We start from the raw sequence: 23,337 nt of genomic DNA, 5'->3' as shown, positions 1-23,337 counted from the left end.
TTCACTCACGACTTAACTTTCCCGTAGGTTCCTCCTCCTCCGGCTTTCAGTTCAAGCTTTCCTGACCTCGCTTTCACAATAAGAGCGGCGGTTTTCGGCGGAACAACCCGAGCCAGATCCTTCTCTGAAGTCTCATGAAGAACAGCCATTTCTGTACCAAAGGCCGTTTTTAGCTTGTCCAGGGTTTTCGGTCCGACACCCGGCACAAATTGCAGCGGAATCTGGTGGACATATCTAGGACGCGCTTTGCCCTTTCCAGACTGATCACTCAGTTCGCACAGCCTTTCGCTGACACCCTTTGTCAATCTGGCACTTCCGCATTCCGCGCACGCCGTTGCCCCGCTCTCAGTACGCTCTCCGCATACTTCACAAGCCGTTTGATAATACTTCCCCAACAGCGGATCTAATCCGTAATTGGCGGTAATTTCCCTGTTATCCTGGCCCTTTAATGCGAGAGCGAACTCAGAAAAATCAGCTGAGGCCACATATAGTTCATTATATTCTCTGCCGATCTTCCCTAAGGAATGCGCATCAGAATTTGTTAAAAATGAATATTTATTCAATTCAGATACCCGTGAAGCCATAGGTGTGTCACAGCTTAAACCAAGTTCGACAGCATCTATCATAGAAGAATCAAAAACCTCAGTTAAAGTTGACTTAACGCCTTTTCCGTACAAGCTTTTGTGGGGCGTGAAAATATGGGCGGGGATAAACAATCCGCCCATTTCTTTTACTTTTTTTTGAAGATTCAAGCCTGTTTCGTATATCCGCTGTGAACTTAAGTGAATATTTTTCATCCGTTCTGAAAGCCAGGCTGAAAATTGTTTCATATCAGCAAGTGTCGGCATAAAAGCGAGCACATGAATCGGCCCGCTGCAGGCTTCATCGTAAATCTCCAGCTCGCTTCCCAATAAAAGAGTTGTGCTGCGATAACGGACTCCGCCGCCCTCAAGCTCGTGATACCTGCCTGAAGCAATGCCTTCCTCAAGCTCTATTATGACTTCCGGGGAATGGCAGTCAATAATTCCGAGAAGTTCAATCCCTTTATATTCACTGGCCTCAACCAAAATCCGGTCCAGCGTCAGCGTTTTTGCACCTGTTATTTTGACAGCCCTTCCAGTATAGGTCCGACCGATATGGATGTGTAAATCCGCGTAAATCTTTTTCATTTTTATGCTTGCAGCGCTTCTTTCAGCTGAAGATATTGAATCGCATAGGCAGTCTTCGCGTCGTAAACCTCGCGCGACTCAACCAGCTTTAGTGCGTCTTCAAGCGTCACCTCCATCACTTCAACAAATTCGTCCTCATCTAGTTCCCGTTTTTCTTCAAGCACAGCCAGCTCTTCCGCAAGAAAAACGTGGACAATTTCATCGGCAAAACCGGGCGATGTATAGAATGCTGTCATTTTAGTCAGCTTTTTCGCTGTGTATCCTGTTTCTTCTTCCAGCTCCCGAAGCGCCGTATACTCCGGCTCTTCTCCTTTTTCCAGCTTTCCGGCCGGTATTTCAACGATCGTCCGTTCCAGGGGCTTCCGGAATTGTTTCACCAGTATGATTTTCCCTTCGTCTGTGACAGCCAGCACCGCTACCGCACCAGGGTGTTTTACAATTTCGCGTTTACTCGTTTTTCCGTTAGGGAGCTCGACGTCCTCTACATAAAGATCAATAACTTTACCCGAAAAAATCTGTTCTTTAGCAATTGTTTTCTCTTCTAAGTGTTTCATTTCTTCATCTCCCGTTCTGTCTCTATATCATGCCCCATACATTTTATCATACTAGAGAAAAGGGGGCTCCTTTATGAAAGTATACCGTATGCAAAAGGGCGTCGTTTTAGTGGGGAAAGCGTGGGAGGTGCGGGCGAAGCTCAAGGAATACGGTCGCACATTCCGGTATGTGAAAGATTGGATTTCCGAGCCGTAAAAGTTGAAAACTCCGCTCCTTTATATTACGGTCATTACAAAGCCTAAAAAAGGAGTGTGCACATGAGAAAGCGCAAACTAGGTTCATCTGATTTAGAAATAAGCGAAGTTGGACTTGGCTGTATGTCCCTTGGAACCGAAACAAATAAGGCGCTGTCGATCCTTGATGAAGCCATTGAGCTTGGCATCAACTATTTGGACACAGCTGATTTGTATGATCGCGGCCGTAATGAAGAAATCGTCGGCAAAGCAATTCAAAACAGACGCCAGGACATCATTTTGGCCACAAAAGCCGGAAACCGGTGGAGTGACAAAAATGACGGCTGGTATTGGGACCCTTCAAAAGCTTACATAAAAGAGGCAGTGAAAAAGAGCTTAGCACGTCTGAAAACGGATTATATCGATCTGTATCAGCTTCACGGTGGCACAATAGAAGACAACATTGACGAAACGATTGAGGCATTTGAAGAATTAAAACAAGAAGGTGTCATTCGTTATTATGGAATTTCTTCTATTCGCCCGAACGTCATTAAAGAATATGTGAAAAAATCAAATATCGTCAGCATTATGATGCAATTCAGCCTGTTTGACAGACGGCCGGAGGAATGGCTCCCGCTTTTAGAGGAACATCAGATCAGTGTCGTGGCAAGGGGGCCGGTCGCTAAAGGGCTGCTGACTGAGAAACCGCTTGAACAAGCTTCGGAGACCATGAAACAAAACGGGTACTTATCATATTCCTATGAAGAATTGGCAGAGGCCCGTAAGTCAATGGCCGGCGTTGCTCCAGACCTCACCATGACGGAAATGTCGCTGCAGTATCTTTTAGCGCAGCCGGCAGTGGCCTCAGTAATCACCGGTGCCAGCAAGTTAGAGCAACTGAAGGAAAACGTTCAGGCTGCAAACGCGCGGCGCTTAAGCGAGCAGGAAATCAAAGCGCTCCAATTCTATACGAAACAAGACGTTTACGAAGCGCACCGTTCATAAAGAAAACCAGCACCTGACCGGGTGCTGGTTTATTTGTATTGATGCCAATCGAGCTGGCTTTCATTAAGGAGCTGTTCAAAGCTTTTGTTTTTTTCGATCTCCTTTTTCTTTCTGATCTGTTCCGCTTTCTTTCTTTCCTGTCTCTTCTCATCCTCATCCTTCAATTGGCTTTTCATCTGCATCAGCTTTTCTTTTATATCGGATTGAAGATCGTCCTTTAACTGGTGTTTGTCAGCAGATTTTTGTTTTTTCATGCTCGCTTCCCCCGTGTTTTTGTTTTGAAGCCAGTTTATCATGGAGATTCAGGCTGAACAAGAAGTCTCTCTTCATAAAAACGCTGTCATATTTTTCTGACGGCTCAGCAGCGTTTAGGTATAATGGTGCTAGAAGGTTATTTATAATAGAGTTGAAAGGTGCTGTGTCTTTTGAAAAGATTCCTTTTAGCTGTCGGCGCTGTCTTGGCAGCTGTAGCTGCTATCGGTATTTGTTTTACAAATATCATTATGTTCATAAAGAAAAAAAACGACGAAGAGATTATGAAAAGAGAAACAGATGACGGGCATGATGTATTTGAATCGTTTGAACGCATGGAGAAAACGGCTTTTGTGATTCCATCGGCATACGGATATGACATAAAAGGCTACTATGTTGCACCACACGATACCTCAAAAACAATGATCATCTGCCACGGCGTGACCGTGAATATATTGAACTCTCTCAAATATATGGATTTATTTCTTGATCTCGGCTGGAATGTGGTGATTTACGATCATCGCCGGCACGGACAAAGCGGCGGAAAGACTACAAGCTATGGTTTTTATGAAAAGGATGATTTAAACGAGGTCGTCAAATGGGTCAAAGACAAAATCGGTAAACGCGGATTGGTCGGAATCCACGGTGAATCAATGGGAGCAGTGACTGCCCTGCTGTATGCAGGGGCACATCCTGACGATGGCGCTGATTTTTATATTGCCGATTGCCCGTTTGCAAGCTTTGAGGAACAGCTTGCGTATCGTCTAAAAGTGGAATACCGGCTGCCTTCCTGGCCGATCCTCCCCATTGCCGACTCCTTTTTGCGGTTCAGGGACGGCTACCGCGCACGCGATGTATCCCCGCTTGCTGTCATCAATACCATCGAAAAGCCGGTTCTCTTTATTCACAGCAGGCACGATGATTATATTCCTGTTTCTGCAACCGAGCGGCTTTTTAAAAAAAAGCCCGGTCCAAAGGAACTCTATATTGCTGAAGCTGGAGAACACGCCATGTCATATACAAAAAATCGGGACACGTATAGAAAAACCGTGCAAGCCTTTTTAGACAAAATAACGTAAAAAGCGAAAGGCCCCTAGCCTTTCGCTTTTCCATCATAAAACGTCGGTGATGCCATCCATATGTTCACTGATCCATTCAATCGCAAGGTCTATCGTAGTAAACTCCTGCGCTTCAAATGTCATTTCATCCTGCAAAAGCCAAACATCCTTCTTGACGGATTCCGCTCCTCCGATTGACCAGTGCAGCAGGGTGTAGGGATGGTTTTTGTTCAGAAAGGATACCCACGTTTTATTCTGTGCTGTATTCTTAATTGACTTCAGCTTTTGTTCCACGTTTCGTGTCTCCCTACTTTACTAATATGCTCATTCTTGGACTGAGCATTTGAGCCGGACTTTTCAGCGCCAGCGTTTTGGCTTTCTCATTGTAATCGATTGTCATTTGATCGTCAAAAAACACTTTTTGCGACGACTGGATATATAGCGGGATGCCGTTCGTTTCCAGCTGCTCACACTGTCCCGTTAATTCCTCTGTCATCCAGATGGTCGGTACACCGCTTACTGCGCAGCCGCATCCTTCAGCGTCATAACGGAGCTGCGCCTTTTTTCCCGGATTGGCATCAAGCGCTTGCTGCAGTGCCTGTGCTGCTGCATCTGTCACATGAATGTTCATAAGGTGAAACCCCCGTTTTTTTCATTTTCGCTATTGTAGCACACCACGCGTCCGTTCGCATTGTTTCTGCCTTTTTTCCACCGCTTCGCTTTTTCTTCTGCAGCCTTGATCCAATCGGTTTTTCCCTGTATATACCGCTTGATATTGTCCGGATACTGGGCCGCCAGCTGTTTTTTGAGCGCGGCGTATTCCTTCGCTGTTTCCGGATGAGCTGAGAGATAATCTCTGAACACCAAATGCCTTTCAATAGCAGGATGCCCTCCCTCATAGATATGGACATGATGGGTACGCTTATTTCCGCCCTTTTGGAAATAGCGTCTGCCAATAATGCCGTTTTCTCCTTTTGGCGCATAGCCGAGCTCCGTCATTTTCGAATCATATTGGTTTACGGCCGCGATATCCTTTACTGCAATCAGGATATCAATGACCGGCTTTGCCGCCATATTTGGTATCGATGTGCTTCCGACATGATACACGTCAATGATCTCCGGGCCGAGCACCAGCTTCAGACGCTCTTTTTCCTCACTGAACAGTCTTGCCCATTCTTCATTGTAGTGAGCGACTTCAACCTTTCTTTTCGGATAGAGATGAAAGACTGACAGAAAAAGCCCCTCTGACGCTTTGACGATTTTCGTCTTTTCAAATCCTGCCTGCGTATACAGCGACACGGCCGGGCTGTTTTTCTCGGCTGTTACTACCTCGATTTTCTCAGCGTCTTCGTTCTGATCAATAACAAATTGCACGAGTGCTCGTCCGATGCCTTTTCTGAAACCGTCGGGATGCACAACAAGCCTGCAAATGGTCAGCTCATGCATAAACTTCTCGTATGAAATGACGCCGAGCAGTTTCCCGTTTTCCCGGAATCCCGCAAATCGCTCCTGAGAGGCTCTGATATCCTCAGCTTTTTCGTGTAAAGCAGGGATTCCGTCAAAACCGATAAGCTCCGCTTCTTTTACATAAGCTGGCTTTTGAACGTCAATAATCTCACGTGACACAGCCTCTTCCTTATGCTGAAGAAATGCAATCATTTGTTTTCTCCCGAAAACAGCCGCTGCTTTTCGACTTTGGCGACGCGGACCGCATACGATTCATACCACACGCTTTTTCCTTTTTCTTTCGCTGCTTGGTGTTCGGTGTGATGCCTCCAATGATTGATTGCGTCCATACTCTCCCAATAGGAAACTGTGATGCCGGTTCCATTCGCTTCGCGAACGCTTTCCACACCTAAAAATCCGGGCTGGCTCGCCGCAAGTGAAACCATCCGCTCTGCTGTTTCTCCATATGCTTCGTCATTTTCACTTTTGACAGAAGAAAAGATAACAGCATAATAAGGAGGCTCAGGTGTTTTTGACAAAAAATCCATAGCGGTTCCTCCTCATATGTTTTTCACAAAAAGAACCCTGTCTTGGCCCGGTCCATCGTAATTTGCAAATACTGAGATGCCATTTACTGTTTTGCTGCCTTTTTCAATCTCAAACCCAAGTCTTGTATGATACGCGATTGACACCTTATTTACCGGGGATGTGACGCACTTTACCCGGGTGCATCCCCTCTGCTTAACCGTTTCAATAAACACATCGTATAATTGTTTTCCAATTTGCATTTTTCTGAAATCCGGATGCACACCGGAAAAATGGATGTATGCCGTTACAGGATCTGATTGCGATTGAAATCCGATTAAAAATCCAGTCATGCTGTTTTGTTCATGTGTAATAAAGCTGGTGTCCTGAAAATGTTCAAAAAATAATCGCGGGAGTTTTTCTTTCAGCTGCCTGCCGCCCCACCATTCATTCATCACAGACGTTACCATTTCATAATCTGAAGACGTGATTGTTCGAATATCCATTACGATTTCTCCCTCCGTCTGGCAAAACGAATGTCTCTTTTTTCTCACAATATAAAAATTATATTTTGCCTGACTGGAATTGTAAATGCCTTCTTTTCTGTATCATACGTTTTCAGACTGCTGAGGGAACATGTTTGCTATTTTTCATACCTAGTTCTCCCCCTCCAGCCGCCGGGAGGGAGAACATTTATAGAAAAATATCAAGCACCTGATCAAGTCTTAGCTTACAGAGCTTGCCGGCGTCTCCTTTGATCCACACTGTCTTTTCAAACTCCTCATAGCGGCAGATTTTCCCGCTGCAGGTGACAATTTCGCCATCCTGAAAGCAGCTGACAGTGATATCCTGAGCAAATTCCATCGCAGTGCAAAGCGTTTGGTTCATCTCCTCCAGCTTATCCGAATCAAGGATCGGCTTTTGCAGCTTCTGTTTATGGCGTTTTCTCTCAAGCAGGCTTTGTTTATGTTCAGGCAGAAACATCCGGCTTCCTTCCCACAGCAGATTGCCTCTTTTTAAATGCTCATTCATTTATAATGCCCTCCTATTTTAGCCGCGCGTTCAAACGCCTGGCCTGCAGCTGTCAGTGAGGCCGCCCTGATGATCGCCGTGTCGCCGAACCGGCTTTTAATCCCGTCCATCACATAGCCGAGGCTCATCTTCTTTGCATAATCCTGAAATAAATTGAGCTGCCATACTTCATCAGATGAAAGCTGAGAGAGGTTGACCCCGAGGCGGCGGACAGGCTTCCCGTCCCAAAACTTGAGAAACAGTCTGCATACGGCCTGGTACACATCCTGCGTAGAATTGGTCGGTTCTGCCAGCTTCACTTGCCGGTTGAAGCCGGTCGGCAAATCAAAGTCAGCCCCCCTGCAGCTCACCGAAACCGTCTGCCCCATCATCCCGGCGTTCCGGCTTCGCCTGCACACCTCTTCACTTAGCTCCAGCAGAACGACTTTTATTTCTTTGTCAAAGTGTTCATAGTCTCTCGGGAGTGTCATTCCGTGGCCAATTGCTTTTTGTCCGTCCAGCGATGCCGTTGACACAGGAGAATAGTCGATTCCGTTCGCCGTCATCCACAGCACGTGTCCGTTAATGCCCCATTTCTTTTTTAAAAGCTCGAGTGGAAAAACCGCAAGCCCGCCGATCGTGCTAATGCCCATTCGATTTAAATGATGTTTCATCCGGCTGCCAACGCCAAACATACTCCCTACCGGAAGCGGCCACATCTCGGTTTTCATATTTTCTTTCGTTAACGTAAAAATACCGTTCTTATTCTTTTTGGCAAAATTGTCACACGCGATCTTGGCGAGCGCTTTATTAGGGCCGATTCCGACCCGGGCATAAATGCCGACCTCCCGCATGATTCTGTCTTGAATGCTTTTGGCAATTTCCTCGGGCGCCCCAAACAGCTTCTGGCTGCCTGTGATATCCATGAATTGCTCGTCAATGGAATAGGGCTCCACAAGATCTGTATATTCCTCTAAAATGGCGGTGATTTGCAGTGATACATCAATATACCGCTGCATCCGAGGACGAAGCACAATCGCTTCAGGGCATTTTTCCTGCGCTTCCCACAGGCGTGAGGCATTGGCTACCCCTTTTTGTTTCGCCAGCGGGCATGCAGCCAATACAACTCCGCCCCTCCTTTCCGGATCACCCGAAACAATCACCGGCTGATTTTTCAAATGTGGATTTTCCGCTTTCTCTACAGATGCATAAAACGATTGCATGTCAACGAGAAAAATCACTTTTTCTTTCATCATACACACCTCTAAAAAGAACTTATGTTCGCTTCTGCTATTATATGCGAAAATACGTTCGGTTTATACTGGTAAATGATTCTTGTCTGACAGAAAATATGATGCAAGGGTTTGAGAGAAGGAAAACATTTAGTAGAATGAAAGCGAACCATAAAGATAGGAGAATCAAAATGGAGAAATTTGTCGAAAAAATGTTGGGACAGGCATTGCGCCAATACGGCCGAAATGTTGCCATTGATCCGTTAAGCCCGTATGAAAAACAAAGCCTGAAAGCTGCCTTAGAGGAAAGACAAAATGAAGATCCAGACGAGGACCTGCATGCGCATATAGAGGATATCATTTATGACTACGTCACAAACCAAGGGCTGTTTTCTTAGTGTCATGCACCTTCATTGTTGGAGAATTTTCGTATATCTGTTTTAGTATGGCCAGAAGGGACGCGGCTGATATCAAGGGGAAGCGCCCCTTCTCATATACGGACGCTCAAGCCCATCAGCATAAACTTTAATCTGATGCCCGGTCTCACTCAGCATTTCAGGAATCCTGCCGATATGAGCTACAGTCTGATGATTCAACGTCTTTAAACGAAATCCGATTGATCTCCCGCATTCCTCATGCCTTTAAACTGGACAGGCATTTCTGCTCAATGAGAATTACACTTTCATGGTCAGATATAAGCGCCAGACAAAAAAATCCGAGTTCTTCAACGGCTAAACGCCATCGTCAACGTGAAACTTGAACCATCAAAAACAAAGGTCATCCTGCGCGCACATAACAAACCCATATAAACCGGTAAGTAAAAATATTTAATCCTCCGTTGGATAAGGAAATTTTTTCATGTATGATAGAAAAAGATCTTACTAACAGGAGATAACAATAAACATGAAGACATGGAAAGATATCCACCCAATCAGCTGGACAATTATTATCGGAACCATTTTCGGCAGAATGGCAACATCGATGAGCATTCCGTTTTTAGCGATTTATTTAACAGCTGTCCAAGGCGCATCAGCATCCTATGCGGGGCTTGTCATTGCGGCGAGCTCATCAGTCGGCATCATTGCAAGCTTTTATGGCGGATATATCTCGGACAAATTCGGCAGAAAGAACATGATGCTTGTATCCATTTTCGGCTGGATGCTGGTGTTTGCAGGGTTTGCGGCTGCTTCTCACCTCTGGGTATTTTTTGTGGTAAATGCGTTAAACGGACTTTGTAAATCACTGTTTGAACCTGCATCAAAAGCTTTGCTGTCAGATATGACAGAAGAAAAAACAAGATTGCTGGTTTTTAATCTGCGGTATGCAGCCATTAATATCGGCGTTGTCTTCGGCCCTGTGCTGGGTCTGTACTTCGGTTCATCACAATCTACCGCTCCTTTTTTGGTGCCCGCAGTGATTTATGGGATGTACGGTGTGATCCTTGCCATCCAATTTAAAAAGCATCCACCCGCGGCATTAGAACAATCCAGAAATATGAACGTTCGGGAAGCGTTTATGGTAACGCAAAAGGATCGTCTTTTTACAGTTGCTCTTATCGGCATTACACTATCCATCTTCGGCTTTTCGCAGTTCAGCTCTACATTCCCGCAATATATGGCGCAAAATCCTTTTATCGAAGATGGGACAAAATTGTACGGCTGGATGCTGACATTAAACGCAATTGTTGTTTTGGCAACACAGTTTCCCATCGTCTACCTTGGTAAACGGTTTTCGCCGCTTTGCTCCCTGATGCTCGGCAATATCATGATCAGCGCCAGCATGATGATCCTTACCATGTCACACGGCGTTTCTTCACTTGTTATCATTGTGGTTGCATTTACAGTTGGAGAAGTGCTCTTATTCTGTATGATGGATTTGTTTGTAGACCAGATTGCAAAACCCGGATTAAAAGGAACGTATTTCGGAGCGATCGGCTTTTCGCAGTTTGGGAATGTGATTGGCCCTTGGGCAGGCGGCTTATGTATCGATATATTTGGCGCCGGGCATCCAAGTTCCATTTTTTCTGTCCTTAGCGGCATCACCCTGCTTGGCCTGCCGTTTTTAGCGTTTGCCTATCGGAGGATGAAAGCGGGAATCACTGAGCAGCAACCCGGACTGGGGAAGCCGCTTTAACACAAGAAGACGGGAGAGAATCTCTCTCTCCCGCAAAAACGAGGTGATGAAATATGAATATAGGTGATATCTTCTTTCAGCTGATCGTGTTTTTCATGATTGCCGCTGTTATCTCGGCGGCTATCATCGGCTCTAAATATGCGAAAAACCGCAAAGCACAACTGGACCGAATTGAAAAAAAGCTTAACAGCATGTCCGAAGACCAAAACGATTAACCGCTTGGGGCAACGAGCTCTACCTTAATCCGGTCAGGGTCCTCACAATAGACTGCATAATGCCCGTCTCCCCCGGCAAAAGGATGCCGGTCTCGGTACAGCACACGATAGCCTTTTGCCATCAATTTTTCAGTCATCAGGTCGACTTGAAGCCTGGATTCAGCATGAAACGCGAGATGGTTCAGCCCGACACGGCACCTGTGATATTCCGGCTCTAGATATTCTTCTTTTACCTGAACAATCACAAGGTAAAAGTGATCTTTCTTCCAGCTGATGCCGGATCTCCATTTTTGAAACTCTTTATAGCCAAGCTCTGCTAAAAACCATCCCCAAAACCGCTTAGACGCTTCCAAGTCGGAGACATACAGCTCAATATGGTGCATCATGATCACACCCTTCTCACTAACACTTCTTCTACCTTATGCCGGTCTCCCTTTCGCAATATTAAATCTGACCTGAATTTAGTCGGCAAAATATTTTCATATAAATTAGGGCGGTTGACACTCTCCCAAATCGAGGTTGCCATCTCGTCAGCCTCCTGGTCGGACAGGTCTTTAAATTTATGAAAATACGAGTCCGGATTTTGAAAGGCCGTTTCCCGAAGAAGGCGGAAACGCTCTAAATACCAGGTAAGAATCCGGCTTTCGTCCGCATCTACGTAAATTGAAAAATCAAAGAAATCGGAAACAAAGATGCGGGGATTTTCCCGGTCATCCTCCAAGGTCGGCGATTGAAGAACATTAATTCCTTCGATGATCACGATATCAGCCTGTTCTACAACCTCAAACACACCTTCCTCACGGTCATAGGTTAAATGAGAATAGACCGGGGCCTTTACTCTTTCTTTTCCTGACTTTACGTCATTCAAAAATTCGAGGAGCGCTTTCACATCATAGCTTTCAGGAAATCCTTTTCTTGACAGCAAGTTTTTCTTCTTCAGCTCAGCTGTAGGAAATAAAAAGCCGTCTGTCGTGATCAGGCTGACCTTGGGCCGATCCGGCAAACGTGAAAGCAGCTTCTGCAAAATCCGCGCTGTCGTGCTTTTCCCGACAGCGACACTGCCGGCAATACCAATGATAAACGGAATTTTGGCTGAATGAGGGTGCTTCAAGAAAACATTCACATGCTTATTTCGTTCGGCAGCGGACTTGACATGCAAATGAAGCAGACGAACAAGCGGAATATAGATCGTCTCCACTTCTTCTACGGATAAATGATCATTCAGCCCTTCAACAGCTTTTGCCTCTTCTTCAGAAACCGCAATCGACAAATGGCCTCCAAATCCTGACCAAGACTGCCGGCTGTGCTGTGTATATAAAGTATGTAAATTAAGCTCTTTATTTTTCACTGTTTACACCTGACTCTCTGTAGCTTTAAACAAACGCTTACAAAGATTGTAACGGAAAACATTCCTACTGTCTGCTTATTTTTTCAATTTATCTTTTTTAACAAGTCAGCACCGATTCGGTTATATGCAGCCATTTCTTCTTTCGGAACCATACTGCCTCCCGTTCCCCAGACGACATGTACGGCATTTTTCATGCTGTGCCGCAGATCACTTTCAGACATGTAGTGTTTCCCGGTTTCCGCTAGAAACAGCTGAACAGGTCCGAACATGCCGGCAAGCGCTGACGGCTCTAATTGCTTATTTTCAGATAAAGCCAGCAAATGAAGCAAGGCATACAGCGTTTCGTCTTCGATAGTATAACAGCCGTTCAGCAAAGGTTCTATCAGATTGCCGACAAATCCTGACGGGCGCCCAACGGCAAGCCCGTCAGCAGCCGTTACATTATCCAAGCCGATATCCTGTACAGAGATCCGATCATGCAGGCCTGAATATAGACCTAAGAGCATAGACGGTGAATGGGTTGGCTCCCCGAAAAATACATGGACATGGTTTCCGTACAGGAGCTTCAGTCCAAATGCCACACCGCCCGGCCCTCCGCCGACTCCGCAAGGCAAATACACAAACAGCGGTGTTTCAGGACCAGGCTCGATATTCATAAAGCTGAGCTGCGTTTTTAAACGACTGGCCGCTGCCGCATATCCTAGGAACAGATGTCGGGAATGTTCATCATCAACAAAATAACAGAATGGGTCTTGTTCCGCCTGCCGCCGTCCTTCTTTAACCGCTTCACTGTAATCTGATTCGTACTCAATGACAGTGACACCCTTTTTGCGAAGTAAATCCTTCTTCCACTGTTTAGCGTCGGAGGACATATGCACCGTCACGCGAAAGCCTAGTTTGGCGCCAATGATGCCGATGCTTAAACCAAGATTTCCTGTTGAGCCGACAGCAATGGAATAGCGGGAGAAAAATGAAGTGAACCGCTCTTCGTGCAAGACGCGATAATCGTCTGTTTCCTTAAGCATTCCTTCTTGAAGCGCCAGCTCCTCCGCATGCTTCAGCACTTCATAAATACCGCCACGGGCTTTAATTGATCCAGAAATCGGAAGCTCATGATCGCACTTTAAAAGCCATCTCCCCGGAAACGTTTCGCCATACACTTCCTCCAGCTTCTTTTTCATATGGCTTATTTCAATAAGCGGCGATTCAATCATCCCTTCGGCGGCTTTTGTTTCCGGAAATGCCTCTGCAATATAAGGAGCAAAACGCCGAAGTCTTTTGTCCGCCTCGTCTATCTCACATTCCCACTCAGCCGCTTGTAATGCCACCCCCTCTTTCTTGCCGGGATTAGCCCAGAATACCGGTCGGGCATCAATCAGTTTCTGAATAAATGGATCTTTTATCAGGTCACGCAGAGTTTCTTGATTTATTGACATCAGCGATTTCTCCTTCCTTTAACAACTATATCTCTTTATAAAAAACTGCCTGCAAACACACCAAAAGGCGTCTCACACAGGCAGTTCCATGCTTATTTTTTCATGAGCACCCGTCCAGCCAGCTTTTCCACAAGTGCTGGAAACATCTGATATAGCTTTGTTCCGGCATTCATCAAACGAGGAAGATTGATTTCACGTTTGTTCGTCATAATGGCAGACGTAATTTGTGCTGCCACATCATCTGGGTCAAGCATCCAGCGTCCGACATTTTTGACATAGTCTCCGCTTTTATCAGCGATAGAAAAAAAGTCAGTCTGAATCGGCCCTGGATTGACTGTCGTCACATAGACGCCCGTGCCCGCCAGTTCCATACGCAAAGCGTTTGAATAGCCGAGCACAGCATGTTTTGTCGCTGAATAAAGGCTGGATTTCGGCGTAGCAATTTTCCCTGCTTGAGAGGCAATATTAATGATATGTCCGCTTTTTTGCTCAAGCATATGCGGAAGAACAGCTTTTGTACAGGCAATCAGACCGAAAACATTGACATCAAACATTGATTTCATTTCATCTAGGGTCGAATCTAAAACCGTTTCAAAAATACCAAAGCCAGCATTATTGATCAGCACATCAACCGGACCGATCTGATCACGGACAAGGGTGATATCTTCAAGACGGGAGACATCCAGAGGAAAAATATCACACTGTCCGCTCCATTCCTCGGTCATTTTTCTTTTGATTTCCTTCAAACGATCCTCACGTCTTGCCGACAGCAAAACATGGGCTCCTTCAGCCGCACATAAATAAGCGATTCTTTCTCCAAGCCCTCCTGAAGCACCTGTAATCCAAATACGCTTGCCAGCTATATTTTTCACCCTGTTCACCTCTCTATTGCTCTAAAGTATGCGGTATTTCCATCCCAATATGACGTGATGCCTGCTTCGGCCGCCAATATATCAAGATGCCCAACCGTTTCTGACATCGTTAAAAACAACTCTTTTTCATAAACGGCTGGAAAGAGCTGCTGACAGACCTGAAAAGCGGTAAGCGGTTTTTCCGACAGCATGTGACGCACATCCTTGGTCCGGCTGTTCTGCTTGTCAAACCGCTTCTTGATCAGCGCTCGTACATTGCTAATCGTTTCGCCATGACCGGGAAACACTGTGTTCGGGGCAAGTTCAGACAGCCTCCTCAGCGACCGCTGATAATCCAGTAAAGGCTCCGTTCTTTTTTCTCCCGTTTTTGGCGCTTCAAGAATCGGGTTAGACGAGCTGTTCGCCAGCAGCAAATCACCGCCAAGCATTCTTCCGGTCTTTTCATGAAAGAGAACAATATGCGACTCTGCATGTCCGGGCATCTCCAGAACAGTCCAGTCTTCCATCCCATCAATTTTCATCCCTTCCGTCACCGTTTGGGTCAAGGATCTTGTACAGGAAAATGCGTACGCCGACCGGATAAGCCTTTCTGCTTTCACATCATCAAATGGAACGCCTAACTCAGGCAGCAGCTTTTGAAAAAAATGTTTTTGCCACTCCATAAATGCCTTGTCTCTGCTGATATATGGTTCGTTAAACGGATGTCCAATCACTTTAATGTCATCAGAAAAAACATCAAGCAACCCTGCATGATCCGCGTGATGGTGAGTCAGCACGATCTGATCAATATCTGACATTTCTATATGTACAGCGGCAAGCTGCTCTTTTAGGGCTGCAGCCGCCTCTTTGGTTTTCGGTCCACAATCGATTAGAGTCAGCGCATCACCTTTTACTAAGTAAACGATGACATCACCGACGGCAAACGGTGTCGGGACGCGAATCGGAATGATATCTGCAGTTGTCATTCTTTTGCTCCTTGTCTTCATTCATTACTCATATTTTAGCTTTTTCTCGGTCTTGTGTCATTATTGCCGTATGAGAACGGCCCTTTTTGAAAAAGCTATTGACATTAGCTTGTCCCCCATTGCATAATGAACAACAACTAAAATGAGAACCATTGGAACGCTATGACGAGGAATAGTATACAGGCAATGGCCAGAGAGAGCGATATCCCCAGGCTGAAAGGTATCGCGGCCCGCTTGTTTGTAGAACCTGCCCTCAGAGCGGTTAGGAAAACCTAAACGTTTCCCGCGTTACGGGATTTGAGCTGAGCACAAGTTGTGCTAATGAGGGTGGTACCGCGAGCCTTTTCGTCCTTTACGTGATGAAAAGGTTTTTTTGTTGTTCTGATAGAAGGAGGATATCCATGAAAAAGATAGGATTTGTCGGCGCCGGGTCCATGGCTGAAGCTATGATCAACGGTTTTTTGCAAAGCGGCATTACAAAACCTGAAAATATTTATATCACAAACAGGTCAAATGAAGAGAGACTCAATGAATTAAAGGAAATGTACGGCGTGCGACCATGCAGGGATAAGAGCAAGTTTTTCACACAAACTGATATCGTCGTTCTTGCTTTTAAGCCTAAGGATGCGGCAGAGAGCATTGACAGCATTCGTCCTTATATGAAGGATCAGCTTGTCATTTCTGTGCTTGCAGGCCTTACCATCGAAACCATTCAGCATTATTTCGGCAGAAAGCTTGCTGTCATACGGGTAATGCCGAATACTTCAGCTGCCATCAGAAAATCAGCAACCGGATTTTCCGTAAGCGCTGAAGCAAGCCAAGACGATATCACGGCGGCTAAAGCATTGCTAGAAACAATCGGTGAGGCCACATTGGTTGAGGAGCAGCACCTTGATGCCGTTACCGCGATAGCAGGCAGCGGCCCCGCTTACCTGTATCGCTATATTGAAGCGATGGAAAAAGCGGCGCAAAAGGTCGGTTTAGATGAGGAAACGGCAAAAAAACTGATCCTGCAGACAATGGCAGGCGCGACAGATATGCTTCGCCAAAGCGGAAAACAGCCGACGCAGCTGCGCAAGGAGATTACGAGCCCTGGGGGAACAACAGAGGCAGGCCTTCGCGCTTTAACGGAGGCCCGCTTTGAAGAAGCAATCATTCATTGTATTGAAGAAACGGCCAAACGAAGCGCTGAAATCAAAGAGCAATTTGCCGGAGCCGCTTTAGAAAAGCATTTTTAGAGAAAAACATAAGACAGAAGACAATGCTCTTTCTGTCTTCATTTATCCTAAGACTGGCTGGCAGCTTCTGATTGTTTTAATAGTGCAGAGATTGTAAAGGAAAGCAAGTCGGGAAGCACCTCAAAGGAATAAGGCACATACAGTCGTTCCGTCCATTTATGCGGGTCTTTTCCAGACGGGCCGACATTTAATACCGGAACATACAGCGCCTCGTCTTCCCTGCTTGGAAGTGAGTATCCTCTGTTAAAGAGCGGCATATTGCTTGTGTATGCACCAACATCCTGTTTTTCCAGCTGAAGATAGCTCAAATCCGAGAGCCCTGGAAAATATTGAACCTCCCGTAAAGCAATGCCGTACCTATCAGCTGCATATTGAATGAGCTTGCCGGCAGTATTCTTGATTACCTGATCGTTTTTTGATGACACTGCCGGATAAAACGGAGGGCTATAAAAGAGAACAATGAGCGGCGCATCTTCCTTACACAGCGCAGCGAGCTCTGATACAATTTTAGTCGAAAAATCTCTGTCTCCAAGGTCTCCCCTGTTTGCATAGGTGAAATTCAGCACCCGTTCTGTTTCCGAGCTTCCGACACGACTTTTCGCACGTGCAAGAAGCTCATCAAACGTAAAAACAGAGACAGTTCGTTCAATTGGATGAAATGGCTCAAACTTCTGGAAATCACGTGTTTTCTGCTGAATATGATTTGTAATCTCCTCTGCCGCCTGCTCTGCGGTTTTTTTTAGCATGTCATGCAGCTCACTCGCGGAGCGCTGCATTGTCAGCACATTAAATAACGTAACGGCTGTATGCGGTGTTTGGACGGAATATGCCTCTTTCAAGTCCTTTTGCATTAAGTTTACCGGCGGCGGGGTGACTTCCCCGTCAGCCATTTCGCAGTAATTCACGTTCAGCTCCAGCAGACGATTGATCTCAGAAACCATTAAATTTGCATTTAAACCGGAAAACGGCTCTCCGACATGCGTTTCTATCCCTTTGCAGAAAAATCCTGCGAGAACCTTGCCAATGCTTCCTGTATACACATATTGCCGCTGGTCGCCCGGAAATTTTTCAAACATCGGTTCGCTATTCAAACAAGCAGTGTATGTAAGATGATATTTATGCTCGATTTCCTTCAGTGCAGGAACGGCTTCGATCATTCCTCTTGAATTCACTTCCTCGTCAGGAACCGTAATCAAAAGGACATTCCCATCAAAATGACCATTCATTGCCCGCTCAAGCATCGACAGCTGAACAGCAAGTCCCGCTTTCATATCCATCGTGCCTCTTCCAAACAGCCAGTCGCCGCTTTCCGCGTCTGTTCTCACGCGTTCAGGAAGCCACTCTTTTTTCTCCAAAAAGGAGTTTAAAAGCTCAGCCGGCTTACAGGCCATATGCTTGAATTCGCCGTAGTCCTCTATGTCCACGACATCAAAATGGCTCAGCAATAGCACTGTCTGTTTGACATCTTTCTTTTTGACAAGCGCCGTCAGAAACGTTCTGCCGTCTTCCATTGGATGGAGTGTGACATGATCAGGGTTATTTTGAAAATAAGGCTTGTCCTTTAAAAGATAATAAAGATATTCCGCAAGTGCGGCTTCCCCTTTCGAACCAGTGACACTTTCGTACTGGACAAGCGAAGTTAAAAGGGTAAGCAAATTATCCTTAGTCTGCCAATTCATCATTTCCACCCTCCTATGTATAAAAACGCTTCGATTCTAAAAAATAACATGACTCCCTGTCTATTATACAGAAATGTTTGACAAAATCGGATCGTTTGAGCAGTTTATATGACGGGAAAGAAATGACTTGTTATAATCAACCTCTAAAAACCTTACGGGAGGCGAAAGAAATGGCCAGAAAATTATTCACACCTATGACGATTAAAGATGTAACGTTAAAAAACCGCATTGTGATGTCACCAATGTGCATGTACTCTTCTCACGAAAAGGACGGAAAGTTACAGCCGTTCCACATGGCTCACTACATAACACGCGCAGTCGGCCAGGTCGGGTTAATTATTGTGGAAGCATCAGCGGTTAATCCTCAAGGACGCATCACAGACCAAGATTTAGGGATATGGAGCGACGAGCATATCGAAGGTTTTGCAAAGCTGACTGAGCAGGTAAAAGCGCAAGGCTCAAAAATCGGAATTCAGCTTGCCCACGCAGGACGTAAAGCAGAGCTTGAAGGAGATATTTTCGCTCCGTCTGCGATTGCGTTTGACGAGCAATCCAGCACACCGGTTGAAATGACAACTGAAAAAGTGAAAGAGACCGTGCAGGAGTTCAAACAAGCAGCAGCCCGTGCAAAAGAAGCAGGCTTTGATGTGATTGAGATTCATGCGGCACACGGATACTTAATTCATGAATTTTTATCTCCGCTTTCTAACCATCGCACAGATGAATACGGCGGCTCACCAGAAAACCGGTACCGTTTCTTAAGAGAAATCATTGATGAAGTCAATCAAGTGTGGGATGGTCCTTTATTTGTCCGTGTATCGGCTTCTGACTATACAGACAAAGGCTTAGATATCGCTGATCATATCGGTTTTGCAAAATGGATGAAGGAGCAGGGCGTTGACTTAATTGACTGCAGCTCAGGTGCCCTTGTTCATGCAGACATTAACGTATTCCCTGGCTATCAGGTCAGCTTTGCCGAGAAAATCCGCGAACAGGCTGATATGGCGACTGGTGCTGTCGGAATGATTACAAATGGTTCAATGGCTGAAGAAATTCTTCAAAATAACCGTGCAGACCTCATCTTTATCGGCAGAGAGCTATTACGCGATCCTTACTTTGCAAGAACTGCCGCAAAACAGCTCAATACAGATATTCAAGCCCCTGTTCAATACGAAAGAGGCTGGTAATCTTGAGATACGAGATATCCGCGGTTCCGCCGCCGGATATCTCTTTTTTTATTTTTGGAGAAACGATCAGCTGACGTTCTCCGTCTCCCTAGTAGAACCAATTAGAGGAGATGACTCCAATGAATGCAGCATGGATCGAAAGGACCTATATGGTTGACGGTTGTGAATTTCATACAAAACACCGAAAAGGATTTAGCGGTGTAACCATTGTTTTTGAAGCCGGCTACGGCACTTCTTCAGAGACGTGGAAACCATTAACAGCGGACATTGATGGCGAATTTGGCATATTCACATATGATAGAGCGGGCATTGGGAAAAGCGGACAAAGCAAGGCAGAACGAACAGCCGACCAAAAGGTGAGAGAATTAGAAAGCTTGCTTAAGGCAGCAAGTATAAGACCGCCTTATCTGGTTGTTTCACATTCATACGGATCGGTTATCAGCAGTTTATGGGCCTGTAAAAACCGAGAGGATATTATCGGCATGGTGCTCCTTGATCCCGCTTTAGGAGATGACGGCACAGGCGGCTTTACATTTATTCCTGAAGAAATGCATACAGCATACAAAAAGCAGATGATGCTCGAAGAGACATATGCTGAATTTTTGAAAAGCCTGCAGCAGGTCAAACAGCAGCAAGTCCATTTAGGAAACATGCCCCTTATTGTCCTGTCATCAGGTGAACGCACTGAGAAATTCGCCTCTGCTGAAGCGGACTGGAGAAACCTGCATAGCAGCATTTTGTCCCTATCCGATCAAAGCGGCTGGATACAAGCAAAAAACAGCTCACATAACATTCATCATGATGAACCTCATATCGTCCATCTGGCGATTTATGATGTATGGTGTGCAGCCTGCCAGCAGGCCGCCCCGCTGTACCAGGCAGTCAATTAAACAAAAAACCCGGCTAAAGCAGCCGGGTCTTTTATTACTTTGTTTCGCGATGAAGGGTATGTTTTTTTAACCGCGGTGAGTATTTTTTCAGCTCTAAACGATCAGGATTTGTGCGTTTATTTTTGGTTGTGATGTAGTTTCTGTCCCCTGTTTCAGTGCAAGCCAAAGTAACATTTACTCTCATGTTTAACATCTCCTTATAAAGCGTAATGATTACGTTTTATTATACAGCTTAATAACAAATTGTCAAACACCTTCTCAGCCTCTCGGAACTTGTACCTCTAAGAAATCATAAGCCGTGATGCTGTTCGGAAAAACGGCTGCCGCTTCTTTCTGAAGCTCCAGAGAGGCCTCTCCCTGATATCTTGCGCTGATATGAGTTAAGATGAGCTGCTTCGCCCCAGCTTCTTTTGCTGTTACAGCTGCTTGTTCTGTTGTACTGTGAAAATAATCAAAAGCAAGCTTCACATCATCCTTAGCAAAGGTGGCTTCATGCACAAGCACATCACAGTCCCGCGCAAGCTCTTTTATCTTATCGCTCACTCTCGTATCCCCGGAAAACACGACAGCTCTCCCCTTTTTAGGAGGCTCCAAAAAATCCTCCCCATTTATGGTGCGTCCGTCTTCAAGCGTCACGATTTCACCTTTTTTTATTTTCGAATATACAGGTCCAGGCGGAATACTCATTTCCTTTAATAACGCCGCCTTTAAAGAGCCAGGCACATCTTTTTCTTGTACGCGGTACCCAAAGGCCTCTACACCATGAATCGCGGATGCAGCTGTGACGATAAACTGGTCGTCCTCAAATACGGCTCCCTCTTCAATCTCTTGTATCACAAGCGGATATGTTAGGTGAGTTTTCGTGACGGCAAGACTTGTTTCAATAAAGGCCTTGATGCCTTTCGGTCCGTAAACCGTCAGCTCGTCCTCACCGCCCTGAAAAGAACGGCTGCCAAGAAGCCCCGGAAGACCGTATACATGATCGCCGTGCATGTGAGTAATGAAGATTTTTTCTATTTTTCGAGGTTTAATTGATGTATGTAAAATTTGATGCTGTGTGGCTTCCCCGCAGTCAAACAGCCATACAGATCGCCTTTCTTCAAGCAGCTTTAATGCGATCGACGTCACGTTTCTAGACTTAGCGGGAATTCCGGCTCCCGTCCCTAAAAAAAGTAATTCCACATTTCCTTCCTCCTACTAGAACTAGTTACCTACAAGGATACAGGATCAGGCGTAAAATGTGAATCTCGCCTCTGATTTGGGCAAACCTTTCGTTCTAGAAATATTTTTGCGCCATTCTGCAAAAAAAGGGGCTTAAATGTTTGCTTTCGTTGAATTTTAGATTTAAAATGAAGGAAATATACGGGGTACTAAAATAAAGCTTCGAATAAAGTGAGGTACTTTTAGTGAAAACAAACCAACAACCAAAAGCAGTAATTGTCATATTCGGTGCAACGGGAGATTTGGCAAAACGAAAACTCTATCCGTCCATTCACCGTTTATATAAAAATGGACAAATCGGAGAAGAGTTTGCAGTTGTAGGAGTCGGAAGAAGACCTTGGTCCAATGAGGATCTTCGCCAAACCGTCAAAACATCTATTTCCTCAGCTGCTGATAAACATATAGATGACTTCACGTCTCATTTCTATTATCACCCGTTTGACGTGACAAACCCTGGTTCTTATCAAGAGCTTAACGTACTGCTCAACCAGCTGGAAGATACATATCAAATCCCGAACAACAGAATGTTCTACTTGGCAATGGCTCCAGAATTCTTTGGAACAATTGCAAAGACATTAAAATCAGAAGGTGTTACAGCAACTACAGGCTGGTCCCGCCTTGTGATTGAAAAGCCGTTTGGCCATGACTTGCCAAGCGCGCAAGCATTAAATCAAGAAATTCGTGAAGCATTTACAGAAGATCAAATTTACAGAATCGATCACTATTTAGGAAAACAAATGGTACAGAATATTGAGGTTATTCGATTTGCCAATGCGATTTTCGAACCGCTATGGACAAATCGCTACATCTCAAATATCCAAATCACATCAAGCGAATCACTTGGTGTTGAAGACCGTGCTAGATATTACGAAAAATCAGGCGCCCTTCGCGACATGGTCCAAAACCATATTATGCAAATGGTTGCGCTTCTCGCAATGGAGCCGCCGATTAAACTGAACACAGAAGAAATCCGCAGCGAAAAAGTGAAGGTGCTGAGAGCCCTCCGCCCTATTGCAAAAGACGAAGTGGATGAGTATTTTGTGCGCGGACAATATCAAGCCGGTGAAATTGACGGTCTGCCAGTCCCTGCTTATACAGATGAAGATAACGTCGCTCCTGACTCAAATACAGAAACCTTTGTTTCTGGAAAGCTTCTGATCGACAACTTCAGATGGGCTGGTGTTCCATTCTACATTCGTACCGGAAAACGAATGAAAGAAAAGTCTACAAAAATTGTCGTTCAATTTAAGGACATTCCGATGAACCTGTACTACGGCAATGAAAACAACATGAATCCGAACTTACTCGTCATTCATATTCAGCCTGACGAAGGCATTACACTGTACTTAAACGCTAAAAAACTCGGAGGAGCAGCACACGCGCAGCCAATCAAACTGGATTACTGCAGCAATTGCAATGATGAGCTGAACACTCCTGAAGCATATGAAAAATTGATTCACGACTGTCTTCTTGGCGATGCGACGAACTTCGCACACTGGGATGAAGTGGCCCTTTCTTGGAGCTTTGTCGATTCCATTTCTGAAACATGGGCAGCCAACAAAACCCTATCGCCAAACTACGAAGCAGGTTCTATGGGTCCAAAAGAATCAGATGATCTTTTGGCGAAAGACGGCTTGCATTGGTGGAATATATAAAGAAAAAGGCTGAAAGTGCTTGTAAAGCATTTTCAGCCTTTTATTGATGTACCAAGCTCTCTGCTTCTAAGC

General features: G+C 45.3%; 27 protein-coding genes and 1 pseudogene. 10 read left to right on the top strand and 18 right to left on the bottom strand.

The window, feature by feature from the left end; genetic code table 11:
• Positions 1-5 precede the first annotated feature (5 nt).
• Together LJF29_RS03435 and nudF are read right to left on the bottom strand one after the other, a co-directional pair.
• The gene (locus LJF29_RS03435; RefSeq protein WP_229146983.1) at positions 6-1,169 is read right to left on the bottom strand and encodes a TIGR00375 family protein; all 1,164 of its coding nucleotides are present in this window, start codon (positions 1,167-1,169) and stop codon (positions 6-8) included.
• A 2-nt stretch (positions 1,170-1,171) separates the two neighbouring features.
• A complete protein-coding gene (gene nudF / locus LJF29_RS03430) occupies positions 1,172-1,723 on the bottom strand; it encodes an ADP-ribose pyrophosphatase (RefSeq protein ID WP_168748166.1) in 552 nt (183 codons plus the stop codon).
• A 73-nt stretch (positions 1,724-1,796) separates the two neighbouring features.
• Between nudF and mciZ the strand changes: the two genes are divergently transcribed.
• Both mciZ and LJF29_RS03420 read left to right on the top strand, forming a co-directional pair.
• On the top strand, positions 1,797-1,919 hold the full coding sequence (mciZ, locus tag LJF29_RS03425; protein WP_010334819.1) for a Z-ring formation inhibitor MciZ: 123 nt from the start codon (positions 1,797-1,799) through the stop codon (positions 1,917-1,919).
• 62 nt (positions 1,920-1,981) lie between these two features.
• Positions 1,982-2,902 (top strand): aldo/keto reductase, encoded by a 921-nt coding sequence (locus tag LJF29_RS03420; protein WP_010334820.1) that lies wholly within the window; start codon positions 1,982-1,984, stop codon positions 2,900-2,902.
• A 29-nt stretch (positions 2,903-2,931) separates the two neighbouring features.
• Here the strand turns inward: LJF29_RS03420 and LJF29_RS03415 are convergent, their stop codons facing one another.
• The gene (locus tag LJF29_RS03415; protein ID WP_010334821.1) at positions 2,932-3,156 is read right to left on the bottom strand and encodes a YqkE family protein; all 225 of its coding nucleotides are present in this window, start codon (positions 3,154-3,156) and stop codon (positions 2,932-2,934) included.
• Between the two features lie 171 nt (positions 3,157-3,327).
• Here LJF29_RS03415 and LJF29_RS03410 point away from each other — a divergent pair, with 171 nt between their 5' ends.
• Positions 3,328-4,233, top strand: a complete 906-nt coding sequence (locus LJF29_RS03410) for an alpha/beta hydrolase (protein WP_229146982.1) — start codon at positions 3,328-3,330, stop codon at positions 4,231-4,233.
• Positions 4,234-4,266: 33 nt separating this feature from the next.
• Here the strand turns inward: LJF29_RS03410 and LJF29_RS03405 are convergent, their stop codons facing one another.
• From LJF29_RS03405 to LJF29_RS03375, 7 genes and pseudogenes are all read right to left on the bottom strand, one after another.
• Positions 4,267-4,506, bottom strand: coding sequence for a YqkC family protein (locus tag LJF29_RS03405; RefSeq protein ID WP_010334822.1), 240 nt, complete (start codon positions 4,504-4,506; stop codon positions 4,267-4,269).
• A 13-nt stretch (positions 4,507-4,519) separates the two neighbouring features.
• Positions 4,520-4,843, bottom strand: coding sequence for an iron-sulfur cluster biosynthesis family protein (locus tag LJF29_RS03400; protein WP_229146980.1), 324 nt, complete (start codon positions 4,841-4,843; stop codon positions 4,520-4,522).
• Positions 4,840-5,871 (bottom strand): bifunctional GNAT family N-acetyltransferase/GrpB family protein, encoded by a 1,032-nt coding sequence (locus LJF29_RS03395; RefSeq protein WP_229146978.1) that lies wholly within the window; start codon positions 5,869-5,871, stop codon positions 4,840-4,842. Before LJF29_RS03395 ends, LJF29_RS03400 begins: the two co-directional genes overlap by 4 nt.
• A pseudogene (locus tag LJF29_RS03390) lies at positions 5,849-6,206 on the bottom strand (antibiotic biosynthesis monooxygenase family protein). The gene LJF29_RS03395 and the pseudogene LJF29_RS03390 overlap by 23 nt, the downstream one beginning before the upstream one ends.
• 12 nt (positions 6,207-6,218) lie before the next feature.
• Complete coding sequence (locus tag LJF29_RS03385) at positions 6,219-6,689, bottom strand: GNAT family N-acetyltransferase (protein ID WP_010334826.1); 471 nt, start codon at positions 6,687-6,689, stop codon at positions 6,219-6,221.
• Between the two features lie 187 nt (positions 6,690-6,876).
• Positions 6,877-7,215 (bottom strand): YolD-like family protein, encoded by a 339-nt coding sequence (locus LJF29_RS03380; RefSeq protein ID WP_229146974.1) that lies wholly within the window; start codon positions 7,213-7,215, stop codon positions 6,877-6,879.
• Complete coding sequence (locus LJF29_RS03375; RefSeq protein ID WP_229146973.1) at positions 7,212-8,450, bottom strand: DNA polymerase IV; 1,239 nt, start codon at positions 8,448-8,450, stop codon at positions 7,212-7,214. Before LJF29_RS03375 ends, LJF29_RS03380 begins: the two co-directional genes overlap by 4 nt.
• 167 nt (positions 8,451-8,617) lie before the next feature.
• Here LJF29_RS03375 and LJF29_RS03370 point away from each other — a divergent pair, with 167 nt between their 5' ends.
• From LJF29_RS03370 to LJF29_RS03360, 3 genes are all read left to right on the top strand, one after another.
• Entirely contained in the window at positions 8,618-8,824 is a 207-nt protein-coding gene (locus LJF29_RS03370) for a YqzH family protein (RefSeq protein WP_010334838.1), read from the top strand.
• Between the two features lie 505 nt (positions 8,825-9,329).
• The gene (locus LJF29_RS03365; protein WP_229146972.1) at positions 9,330-10,559 is read left to right on the top strand and encodes an MDR family MFS transporter; all 1,230 of its coding nucleotides are present in this window, start codon (positions 9,330-9,332) and stop codon (positions 10,557-10,559) included.
• Between the two features lie 53 nt (positions 10,560-10,612).
• Complete coding sequence (locus LJF29_RS03360) at positions 10,613-10,774, top strand: hypothetical protein (RefSeq protein WP_010334834.1); 162 nt, start codon at positions 10,613-10,615, stop codon at positions 10,772-10,774.
• On the opposite strand, the gene LJF29_RS03355 is transcribed toward LJF29_RS03360, so the two are convergent.
• The 5 genes from LJF29_RS03355 to LJF29_RS03335 all read right to left on the bottom strand — a co-directional run bounded on the left by LJF29_RS03355 (position 10,771) and on the right by LJF29_RS03335 (position 15,395).
• Entirely contained in the window at positions 10,771-11,157 is a 387-nt protein-coding gene (locus LJF29_RS03355) for a VOC family protein (RefSeq protein WP_026014737.1), read from the bottom strand. The genes LJF29_RS03360 and LJF29_RS03355 overlap by 4 nt on opposite strands.
• Positions 11,158-11,162: 5 nt before the next feature.
• A complete protein-coding gene (gene coaA / locus LJF29_RS03350) occupies positions 11,163-12,122 on the bottom strand; it encodes a type I pantothenate kinase (RefSeq protein ID WP_024121956.1) in 960 nt (319 codons plus the stop codon).
• 83 nt (positions 12,123-12,205) lie between these two features.
• Complete coding sequence (gene dsdA / locus LJF29_RS03345; protein WP_229146970.1) at positions 12,206-13,558, bottom strand: D-serine ammonia-lyase; 1,353 nt, start codon at positions 13,556-13,558, stop codon at positions 12,206-12,208.
• Between the two features lie 92 nt (positions 13,559-13,650).
• Positions 13,651-14,430, bottom strand: a complete 780-nt coding sequence (locus tag LJF29_RS03340; protein WP_010334830.1) for an SDR family NAD(P)-dependent oxidoreductase — start codon at positions 14,428-14,430, stop codon at positions 13,651-13,653.
• 5 nt (positions 14,431-14,435) lie between these two features.
• A complete protein-coding gene (locus tag LJF29_RS03335) occupies positions 14,436-15,395 on the bottom strand; it encodes an MBL fold metallo-hydrolase (RefSeq protein WP_229146968.1) in 960 nt (319 codons plus the stop codon).
• 401 nt (positions 15,396-15,796) lie between these two features.
• Here LJF29_RS03335 and proC point away from each other — a divergent pair, with 401 nt between their 5' ends.
• Positions 15,797-16,633, top strand: a complete 837-nt coding sequence (proC, locus tag LJF29_RS03330; RefSeq protein WP_229146958.1) for a pyrroline-5-carboxylate reductase — start codon at positions 15,797-15,799, stop codon at positions 16,631-16,633.
• A 47-nt stretch (positions 16,634-16,680) separates the two neighbouring features.
• Here the strand turns inward: proC and LJF29_RS03325 are convergent, their stop codons facing one another.
• A complete protein-coding gene (locus LJF29_RS03325) occupies positions 16,681-18,312 on the bottom strand; it encodes a M20/M25/M40 family metallo-hydrolase (RefSeq protein WP_229146953.1) in 1,632 nt (543 codons plus the stop codon).
• A gap of 170 nt (positions 18,313-18,482) precedes the next feature.
• Here LJF29_RS03325 and namA point away from each other — a divergent pair, with 170 nt between their 5' ends.
• Both namA and LJF29_RS03315 read left to right on the top strand, forming a co-directional pair.
• Positions 18,483-19,499 (top strand): NADPH dehydrogenase NamA, encoded by a 1,017-nt coding sequence (gene namA / locus LJF29_RS03320; RefSeq protein WP_168748180.1) that lies wholly within the window; start codon positions 18,483-18,485, stop codon positions 19,497-19,499.
• Between the two features lie 119 nt (positions 19,500-19,618).
• Positions 19,619-20,389 (top strand): alpha/beta fold hydrolase, encoded by a 771-nt coding sequence (locus LJF29_RS03315; protein ID WP_229146951.1) that lies wholly within the window; start codon positions 19,619-19,621, stop codon positions 20,387-20,389.
• 34 nt (positions 20,390-20,423) lie between these two features.
• On the opposite strand, the gene rpmG is transcribed toward LJF29_RS03315, so the two are convergent.
• Positions 20,424-20,573: a 50S ribosomal protein L33 gene (rpmG, locus tag LJF29_RS03310; protein WP_229146950.1), complete on the bottom strand. Its 150-nt coding sequence runs from the start codon at positions 20,571-20,573 to the stop codon at positions 20,424-20,426.
• Positions 20,574-20,647: 74 nt separating this feature from the next.
• A complete protein-coding gene (gene rnz / locus LJF29_RS03305) occupies positions 20,648-21,571 on the bottom strand; it encodes a ribonuclease Z (protein ID WP_229146949.1) in 924 nt (307 codons plus the stop codon).
• Positions 21,572-21,795: 224 nt separating this feature from the next.
• Between rnz and zwf the strand changes: the two genes are divergently transcribed.
• Positions 21,796-23,265 (top strand): glucose-6-phosphate dehydrogenase, encoded by a 1,470-nt coding sequence (gene zwf, locus LJF29_RS03300; protein ID WP_010334843.1) that lies wholly within the window; start codon positions 21,796-21,798, stop codon positions 23,263-23,265.
• Positions 23,266-23,337: the final 72 nt, after the last annotated feature.

Origin of the sequence: Bacillus sp. LBG-1-113 (genome assembly GCF_020708615.1) — a bacterium.
In the GTDB taxonomy this organism is placed as follows: Bacteria; Bacillota; Bacilli; order Bacillales; family Bacillaceae; genus Bacillus; species Bacillus mojavensis.
This window is presented reverse-complemented; position numbering and strand designations above follow the sequence as displayed.

Bases quoted from the DNA above. Each gene is read 5' to 3' on its own strand.
- LJF29_RS03415 (WP_010334821.1), bottom strand. From the start codon at position 3,156: ATGAAAAAACAAAAATCTGCTGACAAACACCAGTTAAAGGACGATCTT.
- LJF29_RS03335 (WP_229146968.1), bottom strand. From the start codon at position 15,395: ATGACAACTGCAGATATCATTCCGATTCGCGTCCCGACACCGTTTGCC.
- rpmG (WP_229146950.1), bottom strand. From the start codon at position 20,573: ATGAGAGTAAATGTTACTTTGGCTTGCACTGAAACAGGGGACAGAAAC.
- LJF29_RS03420 (WP_010334820.1), top strand. From the start codon at position 1,982: ATGAGAAAGCGCAAACTAGGTTCATCTGATTTAGAAATAAGCGAAGTT.
- LJF29_RS03315 (WP_229146951.1), top strand. From the start codon at position 19,619: ATGAATGCAGCATGGATCGAAAGGACCTATATGGTTGACGGTTGTGAA.
- mciZ (WP_010334819.1), top strand. From the start codon at position 1,797: ATGAAAGTATACCGTATGCAAAAGGGCGTCGTTTTAGTGGGGAAAGCG.
- LJF29_RS03370 (WP_010334838.1), top strand. From the start codon at position 8,618: ATGGAGAAATTTGTCGAAAAAATGTTGGGACAGGCATTGCGCCAATAC.
- LJF29_RS03435 (WP_229146983.1), bottom strand. From the start codon at position 1,169: ATGAAAAAGATTTACGCGGATTTACACATCCATATCGGTCGGACCTAT.
- LJF29_RS03325 (WP_229146953.1), bottom strand. From the start codon at position 18,312: ATGAATTGGCAGACTAAGGATAATTTGCTTACCCTTTTAACTTCGCTT.
- LJF29_RS03385 (WP_010334826.1), bottom strand. From the start codon at position 6,689: ATGGATATTCGAACAATCACGTCTTCAGATTATGAAATGGTAACGTCT.
- LJF29_RS03380 (WP_229146974.1), bottom strand. From the start codon at position 7,215: ATGAATGAGCATTTAAAAAGAGGCAATCTGCTGTGGGAAGGAAGCCGG.
- dsdA (WP_229146970.1), bottom strand. From the start codon at position 13,558: ATGTCAATAAATCAAGAAACTCTGCGTGACCTGATAAAAGATCCATTT.
- LJF29_RS03355 (WP_026014737.1), bottom strand. From the start codon at position 11,157: ATGCACCATATTGAGCTGTATGTCTCCGACTTGGAAGCGTCTAAGCGG.
- LJF29_RS03360 (WP_010334834.1), top strand. From the start codon at position 10,613: ATGAATATAGGTGATATCTTCTTTCAGCTGATCGTGTTTTTCATGATT.
- proC (WP_229146958.1), top strand. From the start codon at position 15,797: ATGAAAAAGATAGGATTTGTCGGCGCCGGGTCCATGGCTGAAGCTATG.
- nudF (WP_168748166.1), bottom strand. From the start codon at position 1,723: ATGAAACACTTAGAAGAGAAAACAATTGCTAAAGAACAGATTTTTTCG.
- LJF29_RS03395 (WP_229146978.1), bottom strand. From the start codon at position 5,871: ATGATTGCATTTCTTCAGCATAAGGAAGAGGCTGTGTCACGTGAGATT.
- namA (WP_168748180.1), top strand. From the start codon at position 18,483: ATGGCCAGAAAATTATTCACACCTATGACGATTAAAGATGTAACGTTA.
- LJF29_RS03400 (WP_229146980.1), bottom strand. From the start codon at position 4,843: ATGAACATTCATGTGACAGATGCAGCAGCACAGGCACTGCAGCAAGCG.
- LJF29_RS03365 (WP_229146972.1), top strand. From the start codon at position 9,330: ATGAAGACATGGAAAGATATCCACCCAATCAGCTGGACAATTATTATC.
- LJF29_RS03375 (WP_229146973.1), bottom strand. From the start codon at position 8,450: ATGATGAAAGAAAAAGTGATTTTTCTCGTTGACATGCAATCGTTTTAT.